The 21526-nt window shown below is 31.7% G+C and carries 20 protein-coding genes; 15 read left to right on the top strand and 5 right to left on the bottom strand.

The genetic code is table 11. The features are described 5' to 3' along the window. Window positions 1-56: 56 nt before the first annotated feature. The 12 genes from V6624_RS16830 (at window position 57) to V6624_RS16885 (ending at window position 14032) form a co-directional block, all read left to right on the top strand. Window positions 57-983: a geranylgeranylglycerol-phosphate geranylgeranyltransferase gene (locus tag V6624_RS16830; RefSeq protein ID WP_111283973.1), complete on the top strand. Its 927-nt coding sequence runs from the start codon at window positions 57-59 to the stop codon at window positions 981-983. After that, window positions 976-1560 carry a Maf-like protein gene (locus V6624_RS16835; RefSeq protein ID WP_338839463.1) on the top strand — a complete coding sequence of 195 codons (585 nt, stop codon included), beginning with the start codon at window positions 976-978 and terminating at the stop codon, window positions 1558-1560. The genes V6624_RS16830 and V6624_RS16835 overlap by 8 nt, the downstream gene beginning before the upstream one ends. 10 nt (window positions 1561-1570) lie before the next feature. Next, window positions 1571-2101: a mechanosensitive ion channel domain-containing protein gene (locus V6624_RS16840; RefSeq protein WP_111283977.1), complete on the top strand. Its 531-nt coding sequence runs from the start codon at window positions 1571-1573 to the stop codon at window positions 2099-2101. Between the two features lie 102 nt (window positions 2102-2203). Further along, a complete protein-coding gene (locus V6624_RS16845) occupies window positions 2204-3304 on the top strand; it encodes an AI-2E family transporter (protein ID WP_338839466.1) in 1101 nt (366 codons plus the stop codon). A 78-nt stretch (window positions 3305-3382) separates the two neighbouring features. Beyond that, a complete protein-coding gene (locus V6624_RS16850) occupies window positions 3383-5224 on the top strand; it encodes a hypothetical protein (RefSeq protein ID WP_338839468.1) in 1842 nt (613 codons plus the stop codon). A gap of 189 nt (window positions 5225-5413) precedes the next feature. Next, on the top strand, window positions 5414-5932 hold the full coding sequence (locus V6624_RS16855) for a hypothetical protein (protein ID WP_111283983.1): 519 nt from the start codon (window positions 5414-5416) through the stop codon (window positions 5930-5932). A gap of 208 nt (window positions 5933-6140) precedes the next feature. Beyond that, the gene (locus V6624_RS16860) at window positions 6141-7763 is read left to right on the top strand and encodes a hypothetical protein (RefSeq protein WP_338839472.1); all 1623 of its coding nucleotides are present in this window, start codon (window positions 6141-6143) and stop codon (window positions 7761-7763) included. Between the two features lie 177 nt (window positions 7764-7940). After that, on the top strand, window positions 7941-10472 hold the full coding sequence (locus tag V6624_RS16865) for a PIG-L family deacetylase (protein ID WP_338839473.1): 2532 nt from the start codon (window positions 7941-7943) through the stop codon (window positions 10470-10472). Between the two features lie 113 nt (window positions 10473-10585). After that, the gene (locus V6624_RS16870) at window positions 10586-12310 is read left to right on the top strand and encodes a sodium:solute symporter (protein ID WP_111283989.1); all 1725 of its coding nucleotides are present in this window, start codon (window positions 10586-10588) and stop codon (window positions 12308-12310) included. Between the two features lie 13 nt (window positions 12311-12323). Continuing rightward, a complete protein-coding gene (locus V6624_RS16875; protein WP_338839474.1) occupies window positions 12324-12650 on the top strand; it encodes a DUF805 domain-containing protein in 327 nt (108 codons plus the stop codon). Between the two features lie 113 nt (window positions 12651-12763). Further along, window positions 12764-13366 carry a hypothetical protein gene (locus V6624_RS16880; RefSeq protein ID WP_338839475.1) on the top strand — a complete coding sequence of 201 codons (603 nt, stop codon included), beginning with the start codon at window positions 12764-12766 and terminating at the stop codon, window positions 13364-13366. Window positions 13367-13405: 39 nt separating this feature from the next. Beyond that, window positions 13406-14032, top strand: a complete 627-nt coding sequence (locus V6624_RS16885) for an MCP four helix bundle domain-containing protein (protein ID WP_111283993.1) — start codon at window positions 13406-13408, stop codon at window positions 14030-14032. A gap of 148 nt (window positions 14033-14180) precedes the next feature. Here V6624_RS16885 and V6624_RS16890 read toward each other — a convergent pair whose 3' ends face one another. From V6624_RS16890 to V6624_RS16910, 5 genes are all read right to left on the bottom strand, one after another. Beyond that, window positions 14181-15023 carry a DUF2911 domain-containing protein gene (locus tag V6624_RS16890; protein ID WP_111283995.1) on the bottom strand — a complete coding sequence of 281 codons (843 nt, stop codon included), beginning with the start codon at window positions 15021-15023 and terminating at the stop codon, window positions 14181-14183. A gap of 68 nt (window positions 15024-15091) precedes the next feature. Continuing rightward, window positions 15092-15754: an HAD family hydrolase gene (locus V6624_RS16895; RefSeq protein WP_338839478.1), complete on the bottom strand. Its 663-nt coding sequence runs from the start codon at window positions 15752-15754 to the stop codon at window positions 15092-15094. 190 nt (window positions 15755-15944) lie between these two features. Beyond that, window positions 15945-16658, bottom strand: a complete 714-nt coding sequence (locus V6624_RS16900; protein ID WP_263523034.1) for a tRNA threonylcarbamoyladenosine dehydratase — start codon at window positions 16656-16658, stop codon at window positions 15945-15947. A 144-nt stretch (window positions 16659-16802) separates the two neighbouring features. Beyond that, entirely contained in the window at window positions 16803-17450 is a 648-nt protein-coding gene (locus tag V6624_RS16905; protein ID WP_111284001.1) for a TatD family hydrolase, read from the bottom strand. Beyond that, window positions 17450-18049 (bottom strand): DUF1684 domain-containing protein, encoded by a 600-nt coding sequence (locus V6624_RS16910; RefSeq protein WP_111284003.1) that lies wholly within the window; start codon window positions 18047-18049, stop codon window positions 17450-17452. Before V6624_RS16910 ends, V6624_RS16905 begins: the two co-directional genes overlap by 1 nt. A 99-nt stretch (window positions 18050-18148) precedes the next feature. Between V6624_RS16910 and V6624_RS16915 the strand changes: the two genes are divergently transcribed. From V6624_RS16915 to V6624_RS16925, 3 genes are all read left to right on the top strand, one after another. Next, the gene (locus tag V6624_RS16915) at window positions 18149-19366 is read left to right on the top strand and encodes an MDR family MFS transporter (protein ID WP_111284005.1); all 1218 of its coding nucleotides are present in this window, start codon (window positions 18149-18151) and stop codon (window positions 19364-19366) included. A 166-nt stretch (window positions 19367-19532) separates the two neighbouring features. After that, window positions 19533-19901, top strand: coding sequence for a BlaI/MecI/CopY family transcriptional regulator (locus tag V6624_RS16920; RefSeq protein ID WP_111284008.1), 369 nt, complete (start codon window positions 19533-19535; stop codon window positions 19899-19901). Between the two features lie 7 nt (window positions 19902-19908). Continuing rightward, on the top strand, window positions 19909-21522 hold the full coding sequence (locus V6624_RS16925) for a M56 family metallopeptidase (protein ID WP_338839480.1): 1614 nt from the start codon (window positions 19909-19911) through the stop codon (window positions 21520-21522). The last annotated feature ends 4 nt before the right edge of the window (window positions 21523-21526 follow it).

Here is a 21526-nt window from a genome sequence, read left to right on the forward strand (position 1 = left end):
AATAAAAAAACTTAGCCCCCTTAGAATCTTAGTATCTTAGAACCTTAGAAAAAAAAATGAAATTCCTAAAACTTATACGTTATCAAAACCTTTTAATGCTTGCTTTTATGCAGCTTCTTTTTCGTTATGCTTTTTTAAAACAACAAGATGTTCCGCTTGCATTAGCTGACTGGCAATATGGATTGTTGGTTTTAAGCACCGTTTTACTCGCTGCAGCAGGTTATGTTATTAATAATATTTATGATGTAGGAACAGATAGTATCAATAAACCAAATGATGTTGTTGTTGGAAAAGGAATAAGCGAAACAGCAGCTTACAACATTTATATTGGTTTAAACGTTTCTGGTGTTGCAATTGGGTTTATTTTATCAAATATTATTCAAAGACCAACTTTTGCATCACTTTTCATTTTAATTGCTTCATTATTGTATTTCTACGCAACAACATTAAAACAAATCATGATTGTAGGAAACTTTATTGTAGCATTACTTTTGGCTGTAAGTGTTTTAATCATTGGGGTTTTCGATCTTTTTCCTGCTACAACTCATGAAAATCAAGCGCAAATGGCAAGTCTTTTCTCAATTTTAACCGACTATGCTTTATTTGCTTTCATGATTAATTTTATCCGTGAAATTGTTAAAGATATTGAAGATGTAAATGGCGATTACAATATGGGAATGAATACACTTCCAGTTGCAATTGGCGTAAACAGAGCCGCTAAAATTGCTTTAGGTTTTGCCATTGTTGCGTTTATTTTACTTGCGCTTTATAGCAATACCTATTTCATGCAGAATAAGCTTTATATAACTATCTTTTATGCTTTTGCAACAGTATTAGCTCCTTTATTATACTTTATTGTAAAAATATTTAGTGCTAAAACACAAAAAGATTTCCAACATTTAAGCACTATTTTAAAACTTATTTTATTCTTCGGAATTTTATCAATCCTGGTTATTGCCTTAAATATCAAATACAATGCTTAAAGAAAAACTAAAAAAATATAAAATCATTTTAGCTTCGGGATCTCCTCGCAGACAGCAGTTTTTTAAGGATTTAGATCTTGATTTTGAAATTCGCTTAAAAGATGTCGAAGAAATTTATCCGCCAGAATTAAAAGCGGTCGAAATCACCGATTACCTTGCCAAACTAAAAGCCAATGCATTTGAAGGCGAATTGAACGAAAATGAAATTTTAGTTACGAGCGATACTATTGTTTGGCATCAAAATAAAGCTTTAGGAAAGCCTAAAAGCGCAGAAGAAGCTTTCGAAATGATTAAATCGATGTCTAATACTACACACGATGTAATTACTTCTGTTTGCTTTAAAACTAAGGACTCTTCTACTCTATTGCACGATATTACCAAAGTAACTTTTAATGATTTATCAGACGAAGCTATTTTATATTATATCGAAAATTACAAACCTTACGATAAAGCGGGCGCATACGGAATTCAGGAATGGTTTGGTTTCATGGCAGTTGCAAAAGTTGAAGGTTCTTATACAAATGTTATGGGACTTCCAACAGCCAAAGTTTATGAATTTTTGACTACTTTAGTGTAAAAATTTATTTATGTTTTCTTTTAAAGAGTATAGTCGCGAAATAATAGCAACAATCATTCTTATTGGAGTTTTGATTGTATTAAGAATGGTAATTGCCAAATTAATAAGACGTTTTGCCTATACAAGTCAATTATTTGAACACCGTACAAATTTGGTTATCAAATACATTAACATTTTAATGAACATTCTTGTCGTAACAAGTTTAATTGTTATTTGGGGAGTTCAAACCGAAGATATTTTTATCACAATTTCTTCTATAGCAACCGTTATTGGTGTTGCAATGTTTGCTCAATGGTCGATTTTGAGCAATATAACTTCTGGAATGGTTTTATTCTTCTCGTTTCCTTTTAGAATTGGAGATACAATCAAAATACATGATAAAGATTTTCCGATCGAAGCTGAAATTGAAGATATCAATACATTTCACGTAAGTCTAAAAACGAAAGAAGGTGAAAAAATAGTTTTTCCGAACAATTTATTACTGCAAAAAGGAATTTCGATCATTCCTGCAAAATATGAAGAAAGAGAATTTTTCGATTAAAATTGTAATGGGAATTTTATAACGGGCGCAGGAAAAGCTGGAACGTAAAAAGGCAAATTAATTGTAATTTTTGTTTTATAAATTCAGCTAAATAAAATAAAAATGACTCGGCCCGTAACTTTACCATTTTATGCAAAACTTTCTTTTATTCTTGTCACTTTAATCTGTTTTGCATTTATTTTTTGCATCGGAAAAGATATTTTGACACCAGTATTAATGGCATTTTTATTTGCCGTTTTATTACTGCCTATTTTTACTTTTTTCAATACAAAATTGAAATTCCCAAGGCATCTTGCCGCAATTACCTGTCTGATAATTTTTCTATCTTTTATTGCTGGAATCTTGATTTTCATTTCTTATCAAGTCACTTATATGGCTAATGATTTTGAGACTATAAAGAAAAATGCTAATTCTTTTATTATCGAAATTCATAAATTTATAAGAGAAAATTTTCAGGTAAGTATTGGAGATCAAAAAAAATATTTGGATTCGGTTACCAAAGATTCTGTAAAGACCGGTCAGGCAAAATTGGGATCTTTTATAATATCTGTAAGCGACGTTCTTTTAGACAGTATGATTATTATTGTCTATACCTTTCTGTTTTTAATTTATAAAGAACATTTTAAGCTGTTCTTAGCCAAATTAATTAAAAAAGAAAATCATCCCGTTTTAATGGATATTCTTTCTCAGATAAAAGTTTCTATAAACAATTATATCGTAAGTTTAATTATCGAAATGCTTGTGGTTTCTGTCTTAACAAGTTTAGGACTATGGATTATTGGTATTAAATATTTCATATTGTTAGGATTAATTACGGGTATCTTGAACCTTATTCCTTATATTGGAATTACAATCGCTGGAATTATAACGATTTTAGCTTCTTTAACGGGATCAGGCGAAACTTCTGTGATTCTTGGAATTTTGATTGTGAATATTATTGTACAATTCATTGACAATAACCTTCTTGTGCCATTAATTATTAATTCTAAAGTAGAAATAAATGCCTTTGTTTCGATTATGGGAATTATTGTTGGAGGCGCCGCAGCTGGAGTTTCTGGAATGTTTTTAGCTATTCCGCTTTTGGCAATCTTGAAAATCATTTTTGACCGAATTGAATCCCTCTCCGCATGGGGTTATCTCATGGGAAATCATGTTCCTCGGAAATTTAGATGGCGAACACGAAAAGTTACAACAGAAAATTAAAAAGAACGTTATGCTATAACGCTTCTATATATTACGTATATTCATAAAACTTAAATCTATTAGCAGAAAAACTACCGAATGTCTTTAAACAAAAAAATACTATTTTTTATTTTGTTATGCTTTTGCTTACAAAGCGGATATTCTCAGGTAGATACAAATAAAAAAGAACCAAAAACGCAAAAAGACACAACAGAAATCTATACCAAAATTCGAAATTATTCTAAGAAAAATAAATTTACGCAAGCCATGCATAAATTGTTTTTTAGATCTAAAAAGTCACAAAAAAACAAAGAATTGCTAGTTCCTATTGATTCTACTCATTATGATGGAAAGATTATCCGAAAAATAAACATCATTACCTTAGATCCTTTTGGGCATTCTGTTGCCGATACCACACAAATGCCTAAAAACTGGGGAGAAAGAATGGGTAACCGACTTCATTTGAAAACAAAAAAAATAGCGATTTATAATTTATTGCTTTTTAAGAAAAATACTCCGTACAATACTTATAAAGTTCTAGAAACCGAACGTTTAATTCGTGCGCAACGCTATGTTACTGCCGTTCGAATTTCAAATCAGACTGTTGGCGTCGCATCCGATTCTGTTGATGTTACTATTCGTGTTTTAGACTCGTGGAGTACAATTCCGAGATTTTCTATTTCTAGCAATCAAGTTTCTGTCGGATTTAAAGAAAAGGATTTTTTTGGTTCTGGACAGCAATTAGAATATCGTTTTACCAATCGATTTAGCGATGGACAAAATGGAAATGACGTAACCTATACAGTTCCAAATATTAAGAATACTTATATAGGTACTGTCCTTCATTATAATATGGATTTGGACAATAATTATATTAAAAGTATTGATATTGAGCGAGACTTCTACTCTCCATTAACCAAATGGGCGGGCGGAATTTACGTTGATGAAAGCTTCAGAAAAGATACTTTACAAGCAATACAAGACCCAAATCACGAGTTTGCTTATCAGCCAAAAAAATATACTTCTCAGGATCTCTGGGCTGGACACGCCTTTAAAATGTTTGAAGATGAAAATAGGGCAATAACAAATTTGATTACTACTGCCCGATTTTTGAATGTCAATTACAGCGAATCGCCATCAGAGATTTATGACCCAAATCATTTTTATTCTTCTGAAAAATTAATTTTAAGCGGAATTGGTTTAAATACACGAAAGTTTATTAAAGACAGCTATATTTTTAGAAATGGACAAACCGAAGACGTTCCGATTGGACGAATTTATGGCGTAACTTTTGGCTATCAATACAAAAATACTTTCTGGAGGCCTTATGTTGGTGCGCAATTTTCGTTTGGAAATTATTATCGATTAGGATTTTTAAGTATGAATTTTGAAGCTGGAACTTTTTTTCATCAATCTAAAACCTATCAGACTTCTTTTTTGTTTGAATCTAATTATTTTACAAAATTGTTTAGTGTCGGAAAATGGAAAATCAGACAATTCGTGAATCCTAAAGTAATTATTGGAATAAATCGAGATGATATTATTGGAGATCAATTAAACATAAATGAAGAAAATGGTTTAGCAGGATTTAACAGTTATTTGTATGGAACAAGTAAAGCCGTTTTGTCATTACAGACGCAAACTTATTCTCCCCATGCTTTATTGGGTTTTCGTTTAAATCCTTTCTTTAATTATTCTATTGCAGTTTTAGGAAGCCCAGAAATCGCAATGACTAAAAGCAAACCGTATTCTAAACTTACTATTGGTTTATTGGTAAGTAATGATTATTTGGTTTTTAGCTCGTTTCAACTATCACTTTCTTATTACCCAAGTATTCCTCAACAAGGTGATAATGTTTTCAAAACAAATACATTTGAAACTACTGATTATGGACTTCAAAGTTTTGAACTTGCAAAGCCTAGAGTTGTCAATTACAAATAATTTTTTTTATTTTTTTTCTAAATTCCAAAACAAACGATAGAATACTCAATATCAACAAATTAAGAACTTTATAATAGGTAGCGTATTCGTTGAAATGCATTTTTATCCGATAAAATACATCCCGTTTATTTTTTTGGCACAGTATATGGATATCCCTATACAAGATTAACATTTAAAAATAAAAAAAAGATGAAAACGATAAAATTAGCAATCGCCGGATTATTTCTAATGGTTGCAAATGCCACGCAAGCCCAAGTATCGATTAACGTTAATATTGGAACTCCACCAGCTTGGGGACCAGTGGGATATAGCGAAATGGAATATTACTATCTTCCAGATATTGAAGCTTATTACGATGTTCGTGCATCGCAATTCATCTATTTCGGAGGAGGAAGATGGGTAAGAACAACTTACTTACCTAGACAATATAGAAACTATGATTTGTATGGAGGTTATAAAGTAGTTTTGACAGATTACCACGGAAGAACTCCTTATACTTACTTTGATCGTCACAGAGTAAAATATTATAAAGGATATCACGGAGCTCCACAAAGACCATACAAACCAAGACCTGTATATGGTTACAATGACCGTCGTTACGATCGTAAAGACTACAAACATTACGACAAACACGACAAACATGATAAACACCATGACAAACATGATCACGACGATCACGATCATGGACACGGTCACGGAAGAAGATAATGCTAAATCATTAGCAATCAACACAAGAGAGTATCATTTATTTGGTACTCTCTTTTTTTTATGATTTGTTTAATCGGATCTTTTGTTAAAACGTTGTATTTTTAGTATAAATCACTGTAAGGCAATAAGTTTAACAACAGAAATGCCTTACATTAATTTATTTATACTTTATCTTTGCGCCGAATTTTATAATCCAAAAAAGAAATTTATGAAAAAGAATGTTTATTTACTTTCATTTTTAGCAATGTCACTTCTAATTGGTTGTGACGATAATAATGACAAAAACGACAACCAATCGTTAAATAACATTACAATTACTACAGATCAAACTGCCTTAAATCAAAGACTTGACCTTACAAATTCTGGTGTTATCTCGGTTGACAATGTTTCTGCTACAGGAAAAACGACAGAAACAACTAACACTACTTTTCCTTTAGTTCAAATTGCTGAAGTAAAACCTCCAGTTGATGCTAATGGAAAAATACTTCAAGCGAGTCATGTAACTGTGAACGGAAATTATGCTTATGTTTCTTATATCACAAGAGGCGATGTTTATTCGGGAGCAATTGATGTTATTGATGTTTCTGATCCTTATAAACCAAAATTGGTTACTTCTGCTTTAATTCCAAATACGGATATTACATCTCTTACTTACGCAAATGGGAATTTAATTATCGGAGCTGCAAAAGATGTAGATAAAGATTCTCAACTTGCAGGAAATCCGGCAATTGTATTTAATATGGATTTAAGTTCTGGATTACTTACCAATACTTTAAAAACGAATTATTTAGAAAGCAGAGTTACAACAGATGTTGCTGCCAATACGTCTAATTATTTTGCAGTTACGGGAGATAACGGAAGTTTATTCAAATTAAGCACTTCAACAAAAGCAATTACTGGAAAAGCTGCAATGGCCGATTTACGTTCAATTGCTCTTTCTGGTGATAAAGTTGTGACTTTGAGCGGAACTAAAGGAGTTAATATCTATAATCAATCGACTCTTGCATTGCAAAAAAGCTTTACGACATCTACAGATGTAAGCGGTGCAAAAAGAACAATGGATATTGACGGAACAAAATTATTAGTTTCTGAAGGTCCAAACGGTCTTGGTGTTTATGATATTAACAGCGGATCAAAATTGCAAACTATCGGGATTTCAACTGCTGCTGAAGACAATGTAACAAATGCTGTTTCTGTAAACGATGGATATGCTTTTGTTGCAAATGGAGCTCTTGGACTTAATGTTTACCAATCTGCAACACAGCTAACTTTATTAGGTTCTGTTGGAATTGCAGGTTCTTCAAACTATGTAAAATCTAGCGGTGATTATATTTATGTTGCCAGCGGGACAGGTGGTTTGAAAATCATTAAAATGGAAAAGCCAAATACTACATTTGCAAGCTGTTTAACTTACGGTTTATATAATCAAGGTAGAGATTTGATCTTGAATTCTAATGAGATTAAATCATACCAAGGAGCAACTGCTATTAATTCGGCAATTATCAATTCTGGTGCAGTTCTAACACATTGTGGTTCTATTGCAGTTCTTAGCAATTTGACTTTAAATAGCCAAGGAACTTTTAATATGAGAGGAACTTTATCTCAAGGTAAATACCAGCAGACAAACCCAACAGAGCTTATTATTAATGATAAATCAGTTTTGAATATTGAAGGTTCTGTTGTTATCTGGGGAGATTTAAGATTGAACAGCGGGGCTAAAATCAATTTTATTGGCAGCACTTCTTCAATTACAATTTATGGTAAAGTTACTAAAGGAAGCAACGTAACTATTACAGGAAATTATGTTGATACAGAAAACAAACTGAAATAATTTAGAGCACATTCGCAAAGATAATTTCAAAAGCTGTCAGATTATTTCTGGCAGCTTTTTTGCTTTCTGTAATTCAAATATTGCTCAAATTATTAATCATTAACATTTCATTTAAATACTGTTCCGTAAAATAATTAGTACTTTTGAGGCACTTTCAAAAAAACAATTAACCACAATATGCGAAAAATACAGGTTCAAATCTTTCTTTTATTTTTTATAGGTTTTCAAATTTCATTTGCACAGCAGCCACAAAAACCAAATTCAGTAGAAATTTACAATCAAATCAAAAAATTAAACTTTCTAGGTTCTGTATTGTATGTTGCAGCGCATCCAGATGATGAAAATACTAGAATGATTTCGTATTTAGCAAATGAAATGAATGCTAGAACTGGCTATTTATCACTTACACGTGGAGATGGAGGTCAGAATTTAATTGGTCCGCAATTACGGGAATTGCTTGGAGTTATTCGAACTCAAGAATTAATTGAAGCTAGAAAGATTGATGGAGGCGAACAATTCTTTTCAAGAGCAAATGATTTTGGCTTCTCAAAAAATCCTGATGAAACTTTAGATATTTGGGATAAAGATAAAGTTCTAGCTGATGTAGTTTGGACTATTAGAAAATTTCAACCAGATATTATTATCAATCGTTTTGACCACCGTTCTCCAGGAACAACCCATGGACATCATACTTCTTCTGCTATGTTGAGCGTTGAAAGTTTCAAACTAACAAATGATCCAAAAATTTATCCTGAACAATTAAAATATCTTACTCCTTGGCAGGTAAAACGTCAATTCTTCAATCCGTCTTGGTGGTTTTACGGAAGCCAGGAAAAATTTGATGCGGCAAATAAATCTAAATTTACAAAGCTAGAAACAGGCGTTTACTACACAGGAATCGGAAAATCGAATCAGGAAATTGCAGCTTTAAGCCGAAGCCGTCACCAATCTCAAGGTTTTGGAAGTACTGGTGTTCGCGGTGAAGAAACCGAATATTTAGAATTAATTAATGGTGAAACTCCAAGAGAGCGCGATAATTTATTTGACGGAATCGATACAAGTTGGAATCGTGTTAAAAACGGAAAACCAGTTGGAGATTTAATTGCTTCGATTGTTTCAAAATATAACTTCAGTAATCCATCTGCAAGTATTCCAGATTTAGTTAAAGCCTATTCCATGATCGAATCTTTAGACGATACACATTGGAAAACAATTAAACTTGCTGCTATAAAAAATATTATCGCCTCTTGTTCAGGTTTATATCTTGAAGCAGTTTCAAATGAACAGGAAGCAACTCCGGGAAGCACAATTAAATTAACACTTGAAGCAATCAATAGATGTTCTGTTGATATGCAGTTAGTTAGTGTAACAACACTTCCAGATAATAAAACGATAACTCAAAACAGCGTTTTAAAAAACAATAACGATCAAAAGATCAATTTACAGTTACAGCTTCCAAACGATATAGAATATACACAGCCATATTGGTTAAAAGAAAAAGCAACTGTTGGAATGTACACTGTTTCTAATCAAGAAATTATTGGTACTCCAGATATTATTCGCGATACAAAAGTTGTTTTTAATGTAAAAATTAATAACGTTGAAATTCCGTTTGAGCGCACTGTTGTTTACAAATACAATGATGGCGTAAAAGGCGAAATGTATAATTTCCTTGATATTGTGCCAGAAGTTACAACTTCAATTTTAGAAAGAGTTTTACTTTTTACTAATACTAAAAGTAAAATGATTCCAGTAAAAGTTCGTGCTGGAAAAGATGATGTTAAAGGAAATCTACAATTAGAATTACCAAAAAGCTGGTCTGTTTCTCCTAAAGAAATTCCGTTTACTTTAGACAAAAAAGGAAATGAACAGGTATTTTATTTTGAAGTAACGCCTCCTGTAAATCCAGAAGAAGTTATGGCGAAAAGCGTTGCCGTTGTAGACAATAAACGTTTTGACAAAGATGAAACTATTATAGATTTCAGCCATATTACGAAACAAATGGTTTTAAAACCAGCTGAATCAAAGTGTATTAGAATAGATTTAAAAACTTCTGGCGATGCAATTGCTTATATCATGGGCGCTGGAGACGAAGTCCCTGAAAGTTTAACTCAAATGGGATACAAAGTCACTATTTTAAAACCTGAAGAAATTACACCTCAAAAGCTAGATTCGTTCAGCACTGTTATTACAGGAATTCGTGCTTACAATACCGTTAATGCTTTGGCAAACAAACAAAATATACTTTTCAATTTTGTAAAAAGCGGAAAAAACATGATTGTTCAGTACAACACAAATGGAAAATTGGTAACTGATAAAATTGCGCCATATCCGTTAAAATTGTCAAATGATCGTGTGACAGAAGAAAATGCTAAAATTACTTTCTTGGCGCCAAATCATCCTGTTTTAAATACGCCAAATAAAATTTCGGAAAAAGATTTTCAAGGATGGACACAAGAGCAAGGTTTGTATTATCCAAATGAATATGACTCTGCCTTCACTCCTATTATTTCGTCGCATGATAAAGGTGAATCTGCTAAAGACGGAGCTTTACTTGTCGCGCCATACGGAAAAGGATATTATATTTACACGGGTTTGAGTTTCTTTAGAGAATTGCCAGAAGGTGTTTCTGGAGCATATCGATTATTATCGAATATTATATCTCTAAAACAGCCAATTGAAGCTCCTAAACAAGATTTAAAGCAATAAAAATGGACGCTAAAAAAACAAAAAAATGGAAAAAAAGCTACACTTACGTTTTAGTAGCTAATGCAATTTATATTGCTATCTTTTTCTTAATCATGCAATTATACTCATAACCTATGCAGCTATTTGACTGGATCGTACTTATTGTCACATTATTATTCATTGTTGGATATGGCTCTTGGAAAACCCGAGGCAGTAAAAACGTCGAAGATTTCATTTTAGGAAACAATGAAACACCTTGGTATACTGTAGGACTTTCTGTAATGGCAACACAAGCCAGCGCAATTACATTTTTATCTACGCCTGGACAAGCATATCATGACGGAATGGGTTTTGTGCAATTCTATTTTGGTTTACCAATTGCCATGATTGTGATTTGTGTGACTTTTATTCCGTTATATCATAAAAGTAAAGTTTATACTGCTTACGAATTTTTAGAAAAAAGATTTGACGTTAAAACCCGTTCACTTGCTGCAATTTTATTTTTAGTTCAACGAGGTCTAGGTACTGGTTTAACCATTTATGCTCCAGCCATCATCTTGTCTGCACTTTTAGGATGGAACTTAACTATAATGAATATCATTATCGGAGTTATGGTAATTATCTATACTTTTTCTGGTGGTACAAAAGCGGTAAACGTAACCCAAAAACAACAGATGTTTGTTATTATGTCTGGAATGTTTATCACGTTTTTCTTGATTCTGCATTATCTGCCAAATGATATGACTTTCAACAGTGCGCTTCATATTGCTGGAGCAAACGATAAAATGAATATTGTTGATTTCTCTTTTGATCCCGAAGAAAAATACACCTTTTGGAGCGGTATAACTGGAGGTTTCTTTTTAGCTCTCGCCTATTTTGGAACAGATCAATCTCAAGTTGGACGTTATTTATCTGGGAAATCGGTTCGTGAGAGCCAGATGGGATTAATCATGAACGGACTTTTAAAAGTTCCAATGCAATTCTTTATTCTTTTGACAGGAGTTATGGTATTTGTATTTTTTCAATTCAATCCAGTTCCCTTAAATTTTAATCCAAATAATAAAATTGCGATTGAAAAATCGGCTTTTAAGAATGAATATCACGTTTTAGAGGAAAAGTTAGTCAAACTTTCAGAAGACAAAAAAGTAATCAATTTATTGTACATCGATCAGTTGAACCAAGATTATGACAATCCGATTTTAAGAAAAGAATTGGTTGCTTTGTCAAATAAAGAAAAAGATCTTCGAGATAAAGCGAAAGAAATTATTTCAAGAGCAGATAGTCATACAGAAACAAATGATAAAGATTATGTGTTTTTTCACTTTATCCTAAACTATTTACCAAAAGGTCTTATCGGATTGTTATTGGCCGTTATTCTTTCGGCTGCAATGTCTTCAACGGCTTCTGGGCTTACTGCATTGGCTTCTACAACTGCAATCGATATTTATAAACGAAACCAGAAAGAAGAAAAATCAGAGAAACACTATTTACATGTTACTAAGTTTTTTACTCTTTTTTGGGGAGTTATAGCGATACTTTTTGCTTGCGTTGGAACTTTGTTTGAAAATTTAATTCAGCTTGTAAATATTATTGGTTCTATTTTCTACGGAACCGTTTTAGGAATTTTTCTTGTTGCTTTTTATTCTAAAAAAGTTCAGGCAAAGCCAATGTTCATTAGCGCTATTATAAGTCAGCTCACGATTTTTGTCATTTATTATTTTATGATTTACAGCCAAGAAAAACTGGGTTATTTGTGGCTTAATTTCATTGGAGCAATTTTAACGATTGTATTGGCAGTTGTATTACAGTTTTTATTTTTTAGAGGAAAATCGGATGATAACGAAGTGATTTTGGAGTAAATTAATTAAAGACATGAAATTAAAAAATTTAATTTTCTTTTATTCTTCTTTCACAGAAAAGTCTGGACGAATAGAGTTTGCACTTTATTTTGCATTTAATATCATTGCTAGTTATTTTGCTATTGAATTATGGAAAAATGTAAATTTGAACGATATACGAATTTTAAATATATTCTATACTTGTCTAATATTATTAATTACGTTTGTTCCAACACAAGCTGTAATTACAAGACGTTTAAGAGATTTAAATACAAGTCCTATTTTTATTGTCTTTAATTTTATTCCTATTTTAAATTTTGCCTTTTGGATATTTCTATTATTAGCAAAAAAAAAATCATAATTAATTTTATTTTTCTCTATCTTAAAACTAATTCTCCTTTTTTGTAAGTAAAAAATATTATTTTAGTAAGTTGTAAAACGGACCACTAACTAATTTAAAACTGGAGAAATTAAATGAAAATTTCGAGCGATATTGAAAAGTTACTTCCATTAGGCTATGTATTTCTTATCATGATGGGAATACTTAAAGACTGTATTTACTATTATCAATTAGGAATAAATATCTTGAAATTCTCTACAATTACAGATATTTTAATGAGTCCGATCGCGTATTTGAGTTCAAATCCGATAGTTTTGTTCGCAGTAATTTCATTATTCGTCAGCCATTATTATCTTCCAAAATTTCTTTTAAAGAATAATCAAGAACCTTTTGTACAAAGAATGTTTGAATTAAAATCTGTAGAAGGATTTTCTTTAGAAGAGAAAACAGCTTATTACAATAGTATTGCTTTACGAACATTGGCAGTTGTGCTTTTGTCTTTCTTTTTAGGAACTGGTATCGCCGACGGCTATTATACTTCAGGACGCATCGACAAGCAAACTTTAGATTATAATTATAAAATTAATTTTAATGACGAAGAACCGCAAGAAGTTTGTCTTCTCGGCACAAATAGCTTGTATTATTTTTATGTTGCAATAGGGCAAAAACACATAAAAATCGCCCCAATAAGCTCGATTAAAAACGTTGAGCTGATGTACAAAACGGCAAATCGATAAAACTGAAATAAGTAAGTTACTCCTAAAAAAATAAGCTTTATGAAAGATCAAAAAAAATACAGTAATAAAACAAAAGCTGCTTTTATTCTGTTAATAGTAATGCTTATAATTTTGCTTGGGAATTTTAATACGCTCCGAAACTCCAAAAATGTAAATGACAATATCAACGCCATTTACAAAGACAGGTTGGTTGTGGCACATTATATTTTTCAATATTCAAAAGAACTTCATTTTATAAAAGCCGAGGCTGAAAAACTAAATTTAAGCGACAATATTAAAAAAGATGAAATTATTCATACACTTGATATTATTCATGATATCGATGACTTGTACGCGAAAACAGTTTTAACAAATAAGGAAAAACAATATTTCGATGCGTTTTTACTTTCTTGTAAAGAAATCAACAAACAAGTCGAAAATAAAAACTGGAATCAAATTGCTAATTCTAGCGCACAAGCTTTAAAAACACTCGAAGCATTATCTCAAATTCAGATTGAGGAAGGAAAGGCTAAACTTGCAGTTGCAAACGCCATGTATAGCAGAAACAATGTGCTTGGCCAGCTTCAAATTGCATTGCTTATTATTTTGGGCGGAATTACTTTCTATCTTCTGATAAAGAAAATCAAAAAAACGGTTAGAATTCCTGAACCACCAAGTCTGAATTAAAATTTCAATTTTTTAAATTCAAAATTCCAATGACAGTTTGTGAATTAATCTTCACTTTATTGCTCTATGTTTTAAAAAAAAGGACAAAAAAAATTCCAAAACCCGTCGGCTTTGGAATTTGGAATTTATATTTTGAAAATTTAAAAACTTATCTGCTCCACTCAGCGATACTGTCTTTATTCAATTTTACGTAATCTGCGTTGTTTGCGGCTTCAGCAGATGCCAAAGAAGCTTTTGCAGTTTCAATTGCTCCTTTTTTATCACCTTGTTTAGCTTGAATCAAAGATTTTAATCTTGATACATAATATGGTTTATCAGAACTCATATCAAGCGCTTTGTCAACGTAAGTTCTTGCAGTTTCAATATTTCCGTTTGATTGAAATAAATATTGAGACGCAGCAAAATAATCGTTCCAAGTTGGACCAGCCAAAGCTTTGTCAATACTTGCCACAGCAATTTTAGCTGTAGGAACTTCAAATTTTAAAGCAACATGGGAGTTTTCCCAAGCAAGATCTAAATAACCAAAATTAGGATCTAAACCATTAATTCCAATTGTGAATGTTTCAACTGGCGTTGGCAATGCATCCTCTTTTACAGTAGTTTTCAAAGCTACATAAGCATCGCTCCAGTTTTCTGGCAATCCCCAGTTGTCTGTAGAAAGATAAAAAATGATATCCCAGCTTTCGATTCTAGGAACTGTATAAATTGCATATTTTCCTTTCTTCAGCGTTTTACCGTCAATAATTACGTCATCGCTAAAGTTGATAATTGTATTTTCATTCGCTCCTGTTCTCCATAATTTCCCAAATGGAACTAAATTCCCGAACACAGCTCTCCCTCTCGCTCCCGGTCTTGAATAGGTAACTTCAACATCGGTCAAACCAACAGTTTGCTTAATATATCCTTTCGGACTTGCTTGTGGCGTTTTTACTTGTGCTTCTGATGCTAATGGCGCTAAGATCAGGGCTAAAGCAATAAGTAGTTTCTTCATTATTTTAAGTTTAATTTTTTTCAAATTTACAAATTCAAACAGGGAACAAATGTTAAATTTTATATAATTCAGGCCTTAAGCTGTGATATTTTTTCTGCGTTTAATTCGCTAAAATGATCGATAACCAAGTCTGCTTCAGACAAATCCTGAAGATGTGAATGTTCGCTTCTATAACCCACACAATAAATTCCTGCACCTTTTGCGGCTTTTACACCATTTGTGCTGTCTTCGATTATAATACATTCTTCTTTTGGCGCTACAGACAATGAAGCAGCATGAATAAATATCGCTGGATTTGGTTTTGATTGCGGAAAATCTTCTCCGCTAACAATATGTGTAAAATACTGATGCAAATTAAATCTTGTAAAAACTCGATCAATGGTTACTTTTGAAGCCGAAGAAGCCAAAATTAATTGTAATCCGTTCTTGTACAAATCCTTAATTAGATCTTCAACACCATCCAAAAGATACAAATCTTCCTTAGTATCAAAAGCATCATTAAAAATAGTTCTCTTTCTCTGAATCAAATCTTCTACTTCCTGCTCTACAGTTGGGAAATAGCTTTTTAAAGTTTGGAATGTATTTCGAGTAGAAAATCCTGTAAATGAGGTATACATTTCTTCAGGAACTTCGATATTCAATTCTGAAAATTGTAAATAATAGGCATAACGATGAACAGGCTCTGTGTCAACAATTACGCCGTCCATATCAAAAATTACTGTTTTAATCATTTTTTTTTAAGTTTCTGAGATTTTGAGATACTAAGATTCTAAGGTTTCTCTCTTCGTATTTAACTTTGTCAAAGTTTAAAACTTTGACAAAGTTCGTTTTGAGTTCTATTTATAAGGTTCAAAAAAAATTAAGATTCAATCTAACAGCTACAAAAAACTTAGCAACTTAGAATCTTGGCATCTTAAAAACTTACTTTTTAAGTAAATGTCTAATCACTGTTTCGGCAGCGTGTAAGCCAAATAATCCTGGCATATAGCTGTTTGTTCCGTAGAATGATTTTTTGAAGTTTTTACCATCTGTTAGCTTTAAGCTTTTTTCGTCTTGAATTTCAGAAGAGAAAACCACTTTCAATTTATTGATTTTTGCTTCTTTTAAACGTTTACGAATTGTTTTAGAAAAATAGCAGTTTATTGTTTTAGAAATATCTGTCACTTTTACTTTTGAAGCCAACATTTTTCCTCCAGCTCCCATACTGCTGATAATTTTTACTCTTTTGCGTTTTGCAGCAATGATCAGATTTAATTTTGGAGTAATACTGTCAATACAATCCAAAACATAATCAAATTCTGGAGATACAATCTCAAAAGCACGTTCTGGAGAAAGAAATTCCTGAACACGAGTTAAATTTAATTCTGGATTAATATCCATCAAACGATCGCCTACAATTTTAATTTTTGGCTGACCAACTGTTGAATGTAAAGCTGGCAATTGACGGTTAATATTGGTAATATCCACAACATCACCGTCTACAATTGTCATGTTTCCTACTCCTGCTCTTGCTAAAAATTCAGCTGCAAAAGATCCAACTCCTCCTAGTCCAACGACTAAAACATTAGATTTTTGTAAATTTTCTAATCCTTCTTTAGTAAACAAAAGCTCTGCTCTTTCTGTCCATTCTGCCATATATTCTTTATTTTATTTTTTGTTTCAAGTTTTAAATTCTTTCTTATTGTCGCCCTGAGCGAAGTCGAAGTGCGCTCTAATTGGAATGAGGCTTCGACTTCGCTCAGCTTGACAAATGACATTTTACTTTTAACTGTTCACATTTTACAATACGAACAAACTTCTATAATTACTTAAAATAACTTCTTGCAACTCTTTTAAATTTAATTCTTTATATTCAGAGGCTAATTCATAAACTTCTTCAATTGATTCTTCAATTGTATCTGTTTCTAAGAAAAAACGATCATTTGGAACATTTTGAAAAACCGTTTTTAAATCTGGATTTTTCAATAAATATTTTCCAAATGAAAGATAAAACCCTGCCGAAATTAATTGTTCCGCCAACTGATTATTCTTTGAAAAACCATGAATAATCATTGGAACGTTTATTTTCATTCTTTTCTTAATTGCCATTACTTCTTGAAAAGCGGCAACGCAATGAATAACTACGGGTTTCTTAAATTTTTCTGCTAATTCTAACTGTTTTTCAAAAACTGAAATCTGTAAATCAAACGGTACTTCAATTCTTTTATCCAAACCGCATTCGCCTATTGCCAAACAATTTTGAGTTTGCAATTTTTTTTCTATAATTTTCAAATCTTCATCAATACGATTTTCGTCTATATACCAAGGATGAATCCCAATAGAATAAAACGGAATCGTAGCATCAAAATCTTTTGGATACTGATTAACCAATTCTAAAACGTTAGACTGATTGGTAAATTGATGCGTATGAAAATTGAAATATTCCATTAATGAAAAGCTTTTACTCCTGCTTTAATTTCAATTTTCAAATCATTTTCCTGAGGCACAAGCGGACAAGAATACTTATAATTATAAGCACAATAAGGATTATAAGCTTGGTTAAAATCGATTGCTATTGTATTTCCTTTCGGAATTTCTAAATCAATATAACGGCCTCCAATGTAGCTTTGTTTTCCACTTGTTAAATCTGAAAAAGGTAAAAAGAGATGATTTTTATATTTTTCCTGAACAATAAGTTCTAAACTTTGGTAAACGGCCAACTTAAAAGCTTTTCCATTTATTTTAAAGTTTAAAGTTCCATACTTAATATACTTTGGAGTATAATTTCCTGAAGTTTTCATTTCAAAAACTTTTCCGCCTTTAGCTTTTACCAAAGTAGCATTCACAAAATAAGTTTCAGAAATAGGAAAAAAATCTAAGCTTTTAAAAGTTTTTAAATCGTCAGCCATCAACGGACTTGCCTTAGGATCAGCAAATTCTGAATTAATTCTCTTTTGGAATTTTTGAACATCAGCTTTATTAAACTTTTTTTGGGCAAAAGCAAAATTAAAAACCAACAATAAAGCTATGGCGTTTATAGTTTTCATCTTAGAAATTTTCTGCAAAAATAGTTCAAAAGTAACAAAACAACAACCACTTAACGAGACAAAGTTTCCTAACTTTGTGACGATAATTTATCAAACAAAATGCTTAAAACTGCTTTAACCCACTACATTAACAACTTTCGAGGTTTCACCAGAGAAGTTTGGATTCTTGCCATCATCACTTTTATCAACCGTGCCGGAACAATGGTTCTTCCTTTTTTATCCAAATATTTAAAAGAAGATCTTCATTTTTCATACAATCAAGTTGGTTGGATTATGGTTGCATTTGGTTTTGGATCAATGTTGGGTTCTTGGCTTGGCGGTAAACTTTCAGATAAAATCGGATTCTATAAAATCATGATTTTTAGTTTATTTACTAGTGGAGTTTCTCTTTTCTTTGTGCAATATATTACAACTTTCTGGACACTTTGTGCCGCAATGTTTGTTCTTATGACCATTGCCGATATGTTTAGACCTGCGATGTTTGTTTCTCTTGGAGCTTATGCTAAACCAGAAAATAGAACTCGCGCGCTTACATTAGTCCGTCTTGCTGTAAATTTAGGTTTTGCTGCTGGTCCGGCACTTGGAGGTTTGATTATTATGGGAATGGGATATTCAGGGTTATTCTGGGTTGACGGAGCTTCTTGCATTATTTCGATCTCGATTTTTGCTTTATTGGTAAAAGAAAAGAAAAAGGCAACTCACGACGATAAAACTGAAAGTGCTTCTGATGTAAAATCAGTTTTTCATGATAAAATATTCTGGGTTTTCTTATTTGTAAGTTTCATTACAGCTATGATTTTCTTCCAGTTATTTACCACCCTACCTTTATATCATAATGAAAAGTTTGGCTTAAGCGAATTCCAAACAGGTTTGTTAATGACTTTAAACGGATTATTAATATTTTCTCTAGAAATGCCAACAGTTGGGTTTTTAGAGCGAAAAGCCTTTCCGAAGATTCGAATCATAATTATAGGTTCTTTTGTAATGGCTTCTAGTTTCTTTTTGCTTCTGATTAATTTCTGGGCTGGAATATTGGTTGTAAGTATGGTTTGTATTTCGATTGGTGAAGTTCTTACTTTTCCATTCTCTAATGCTTTTGCCTTAAGTCGTGCTCCACGCGGACAAGAAGGTCGATATATGGCGCTTTATACAATGAGTTTCAGTCTTGCACACATTGTGAGTTCTAAACTTGGCTTTGAGATTATTACCAGATTTGGTTACCAAATCAACTGGTTTTTTATGGCGAGTATTGGTGTGGTTGCAACCGGATGTTGCATTTGGATTAAAAATGCTTTAACAAACGAGAAAGTTTCATAAAAAAACTTTAACTTCTTAAACCCTTAAAATTCAATTTATTACTATTAAATTTGAATGGCTTTTTTGCGCTCTAAATTCAAATTCAACTTAATTTTTAGTTAAATAACTAGTTTTATAGTTGTGTAACTAAAAAAATAGTTGTAGGTTTGAATTAAAATTAGAGAAGATGCAGAAGTTAACAAACAAAGAAGAAGAAATTATGATGATTTTATGGAAGCTTAAAAAAGCTTTTGTAAAAGAAATTCAAGCCGAAATCACAGAAGACCAGCCTCATTATAACACATTATCGACAATTGTTCGTAATCTGGAAGAAAAAGGGTATGTTGGACATAATGCTTTTGGAAATACACATCAATACTTTCCAGTTGTAGCAATTGAAGATTACAGAAAAGGATTTATGAAAACCGCAATTGATAATTACTTTAACAGTTCTTATAAAAGTATGGTTTCCTTTTTTGCCAAAGAAGAAAAAATTTCAGCAGATGAATTGCGTGAAATTTTATCTATGATCGAAAATAAAAACGAAGAAAAATAATTGGTTTATGGAAGCAGTTTTCATTTATATCGCCAAATCAAGCAGCTTAATGCTTTTTTTTTATTGCGTTTACTTTTTTTTACTTCGAAAAGAAACATTTTTTAACAGCAACAGGTGGTTTTTATTATCAGGCTTGATCGTTTCTTCTATTTTACCATTAGTAAGTTACACAAAGGTTATATGGATTGATGCTACAACCGATTTTAATACAAATATCGCAACATCATTAGTAAATGATCCGCAAAAAGAAGCAGTCGATTTTAATTGGACGATTCTAATTCTTGGCCTTTACGCGGTCGGATTTTTAGTTTTCTTTATAAAATTAGGAATTGATTTCTACAGTTTGAATTCAATTATTAAAGGAAAAAAAGTAAAACAACAAGCCGATTTTAAATTTATAGATATAAACGAAAACATTGCGCCTTTCTCCTATTTTGAATATATCGTTTACAACTCATCACTGTACACGCCTTCAGAATTAGAGAATATTATTGAACATGAAAAAGTACATAGCGATCAAAATCATACTATAGATGTACTGATTTCGAGAGCATTCAGCATCATTTTCTGGTTCAATCCGATTGTTTGGCTTTATAAAAAAGCAATAATGCAAAATTTAGAATTTATTGCTGATAGTGAAGCTGCAAAAAAAATTTTAGATAAAAAAGCCTACCAGTATACGCTTTTAAAAATAACAACACACGAAACTTGTGTTGCAATCACCAATCATTTTTATCAATCATTAATCAAAAAACGAATCGTCATGTTAAACAAAAATCAATCAAAAAAGAGGAATTCATGGAAGTATTATGTTGTAATTCCTGCTCTAGCGGCTTTTGTATTTTTATTTCAAATTGAAGTAATTGCAAAAGAAAGACAGCAGAATGTAAAAGCAGTTTCGGTAGGAAATGAATCTGTAAATGTTTACAAAATAACAAAAAACTCTACAGATGCTGAGTTAAATGAACTTAAAGCAAGCTTAAAATCAATTCACAATATTGATTTTAAAGTTTCTGAAATCAAGAGAAACTCTCAAAATCTATTAACATCTATTAAAGTTGATGTAATTAATGGCAGTGAGAAAACGCAATCAATACAAGTTGGAGATAAAACTATCAAAGATTTTGGAATAGTTGTTATTACAGATAAAGATGGAAGCAAAAAAGCTGGCATTCAAACTTCTGATGAAAAAATTGTTGTTAGCAAAAAAGTAAGTTCAAACGACAATGCGAAGGTTACTTCAAAAACAACAGAAAACAAAAATATAACTACTAATACAGAAACCCATGTTAACACTAATTCTATTACTAGTACAAAAACTAACAGTGATACTAATACAAATATTAGCACTGTTGTAACGACAAATAAAGACAACAATGTTACCACAATAACAACAACTGAAAACGGTCCGAAAATTATCATTTCTACTCCAAATAATGTGAAGCTTACTGGAAAAAAACTTGTTATTGTAGATGGAGATGTAATGCCAAGCACTTTCAAACTAGAAGATTTAAAGCCTCGCGACATTAAAACTATGCACGTGTATAAGGGGATAGACGCAATTGCGCAATTTGGCGAAGCTGGTGCAAATGGCGTTATCGAAATTGAAACTCGTGAGTAATCAT

Source organism: Flavobacterium ginsenosidimutans, from assembly GCF_037478105.1.
Classification (GTDB): domain Bacteria; phylum Bacteroidota; class Bacteroidia; order Flavobacteriales; family Flavobacteriaceae; genus Flavobacterium; species Flavobacterium ginsenosidimutans.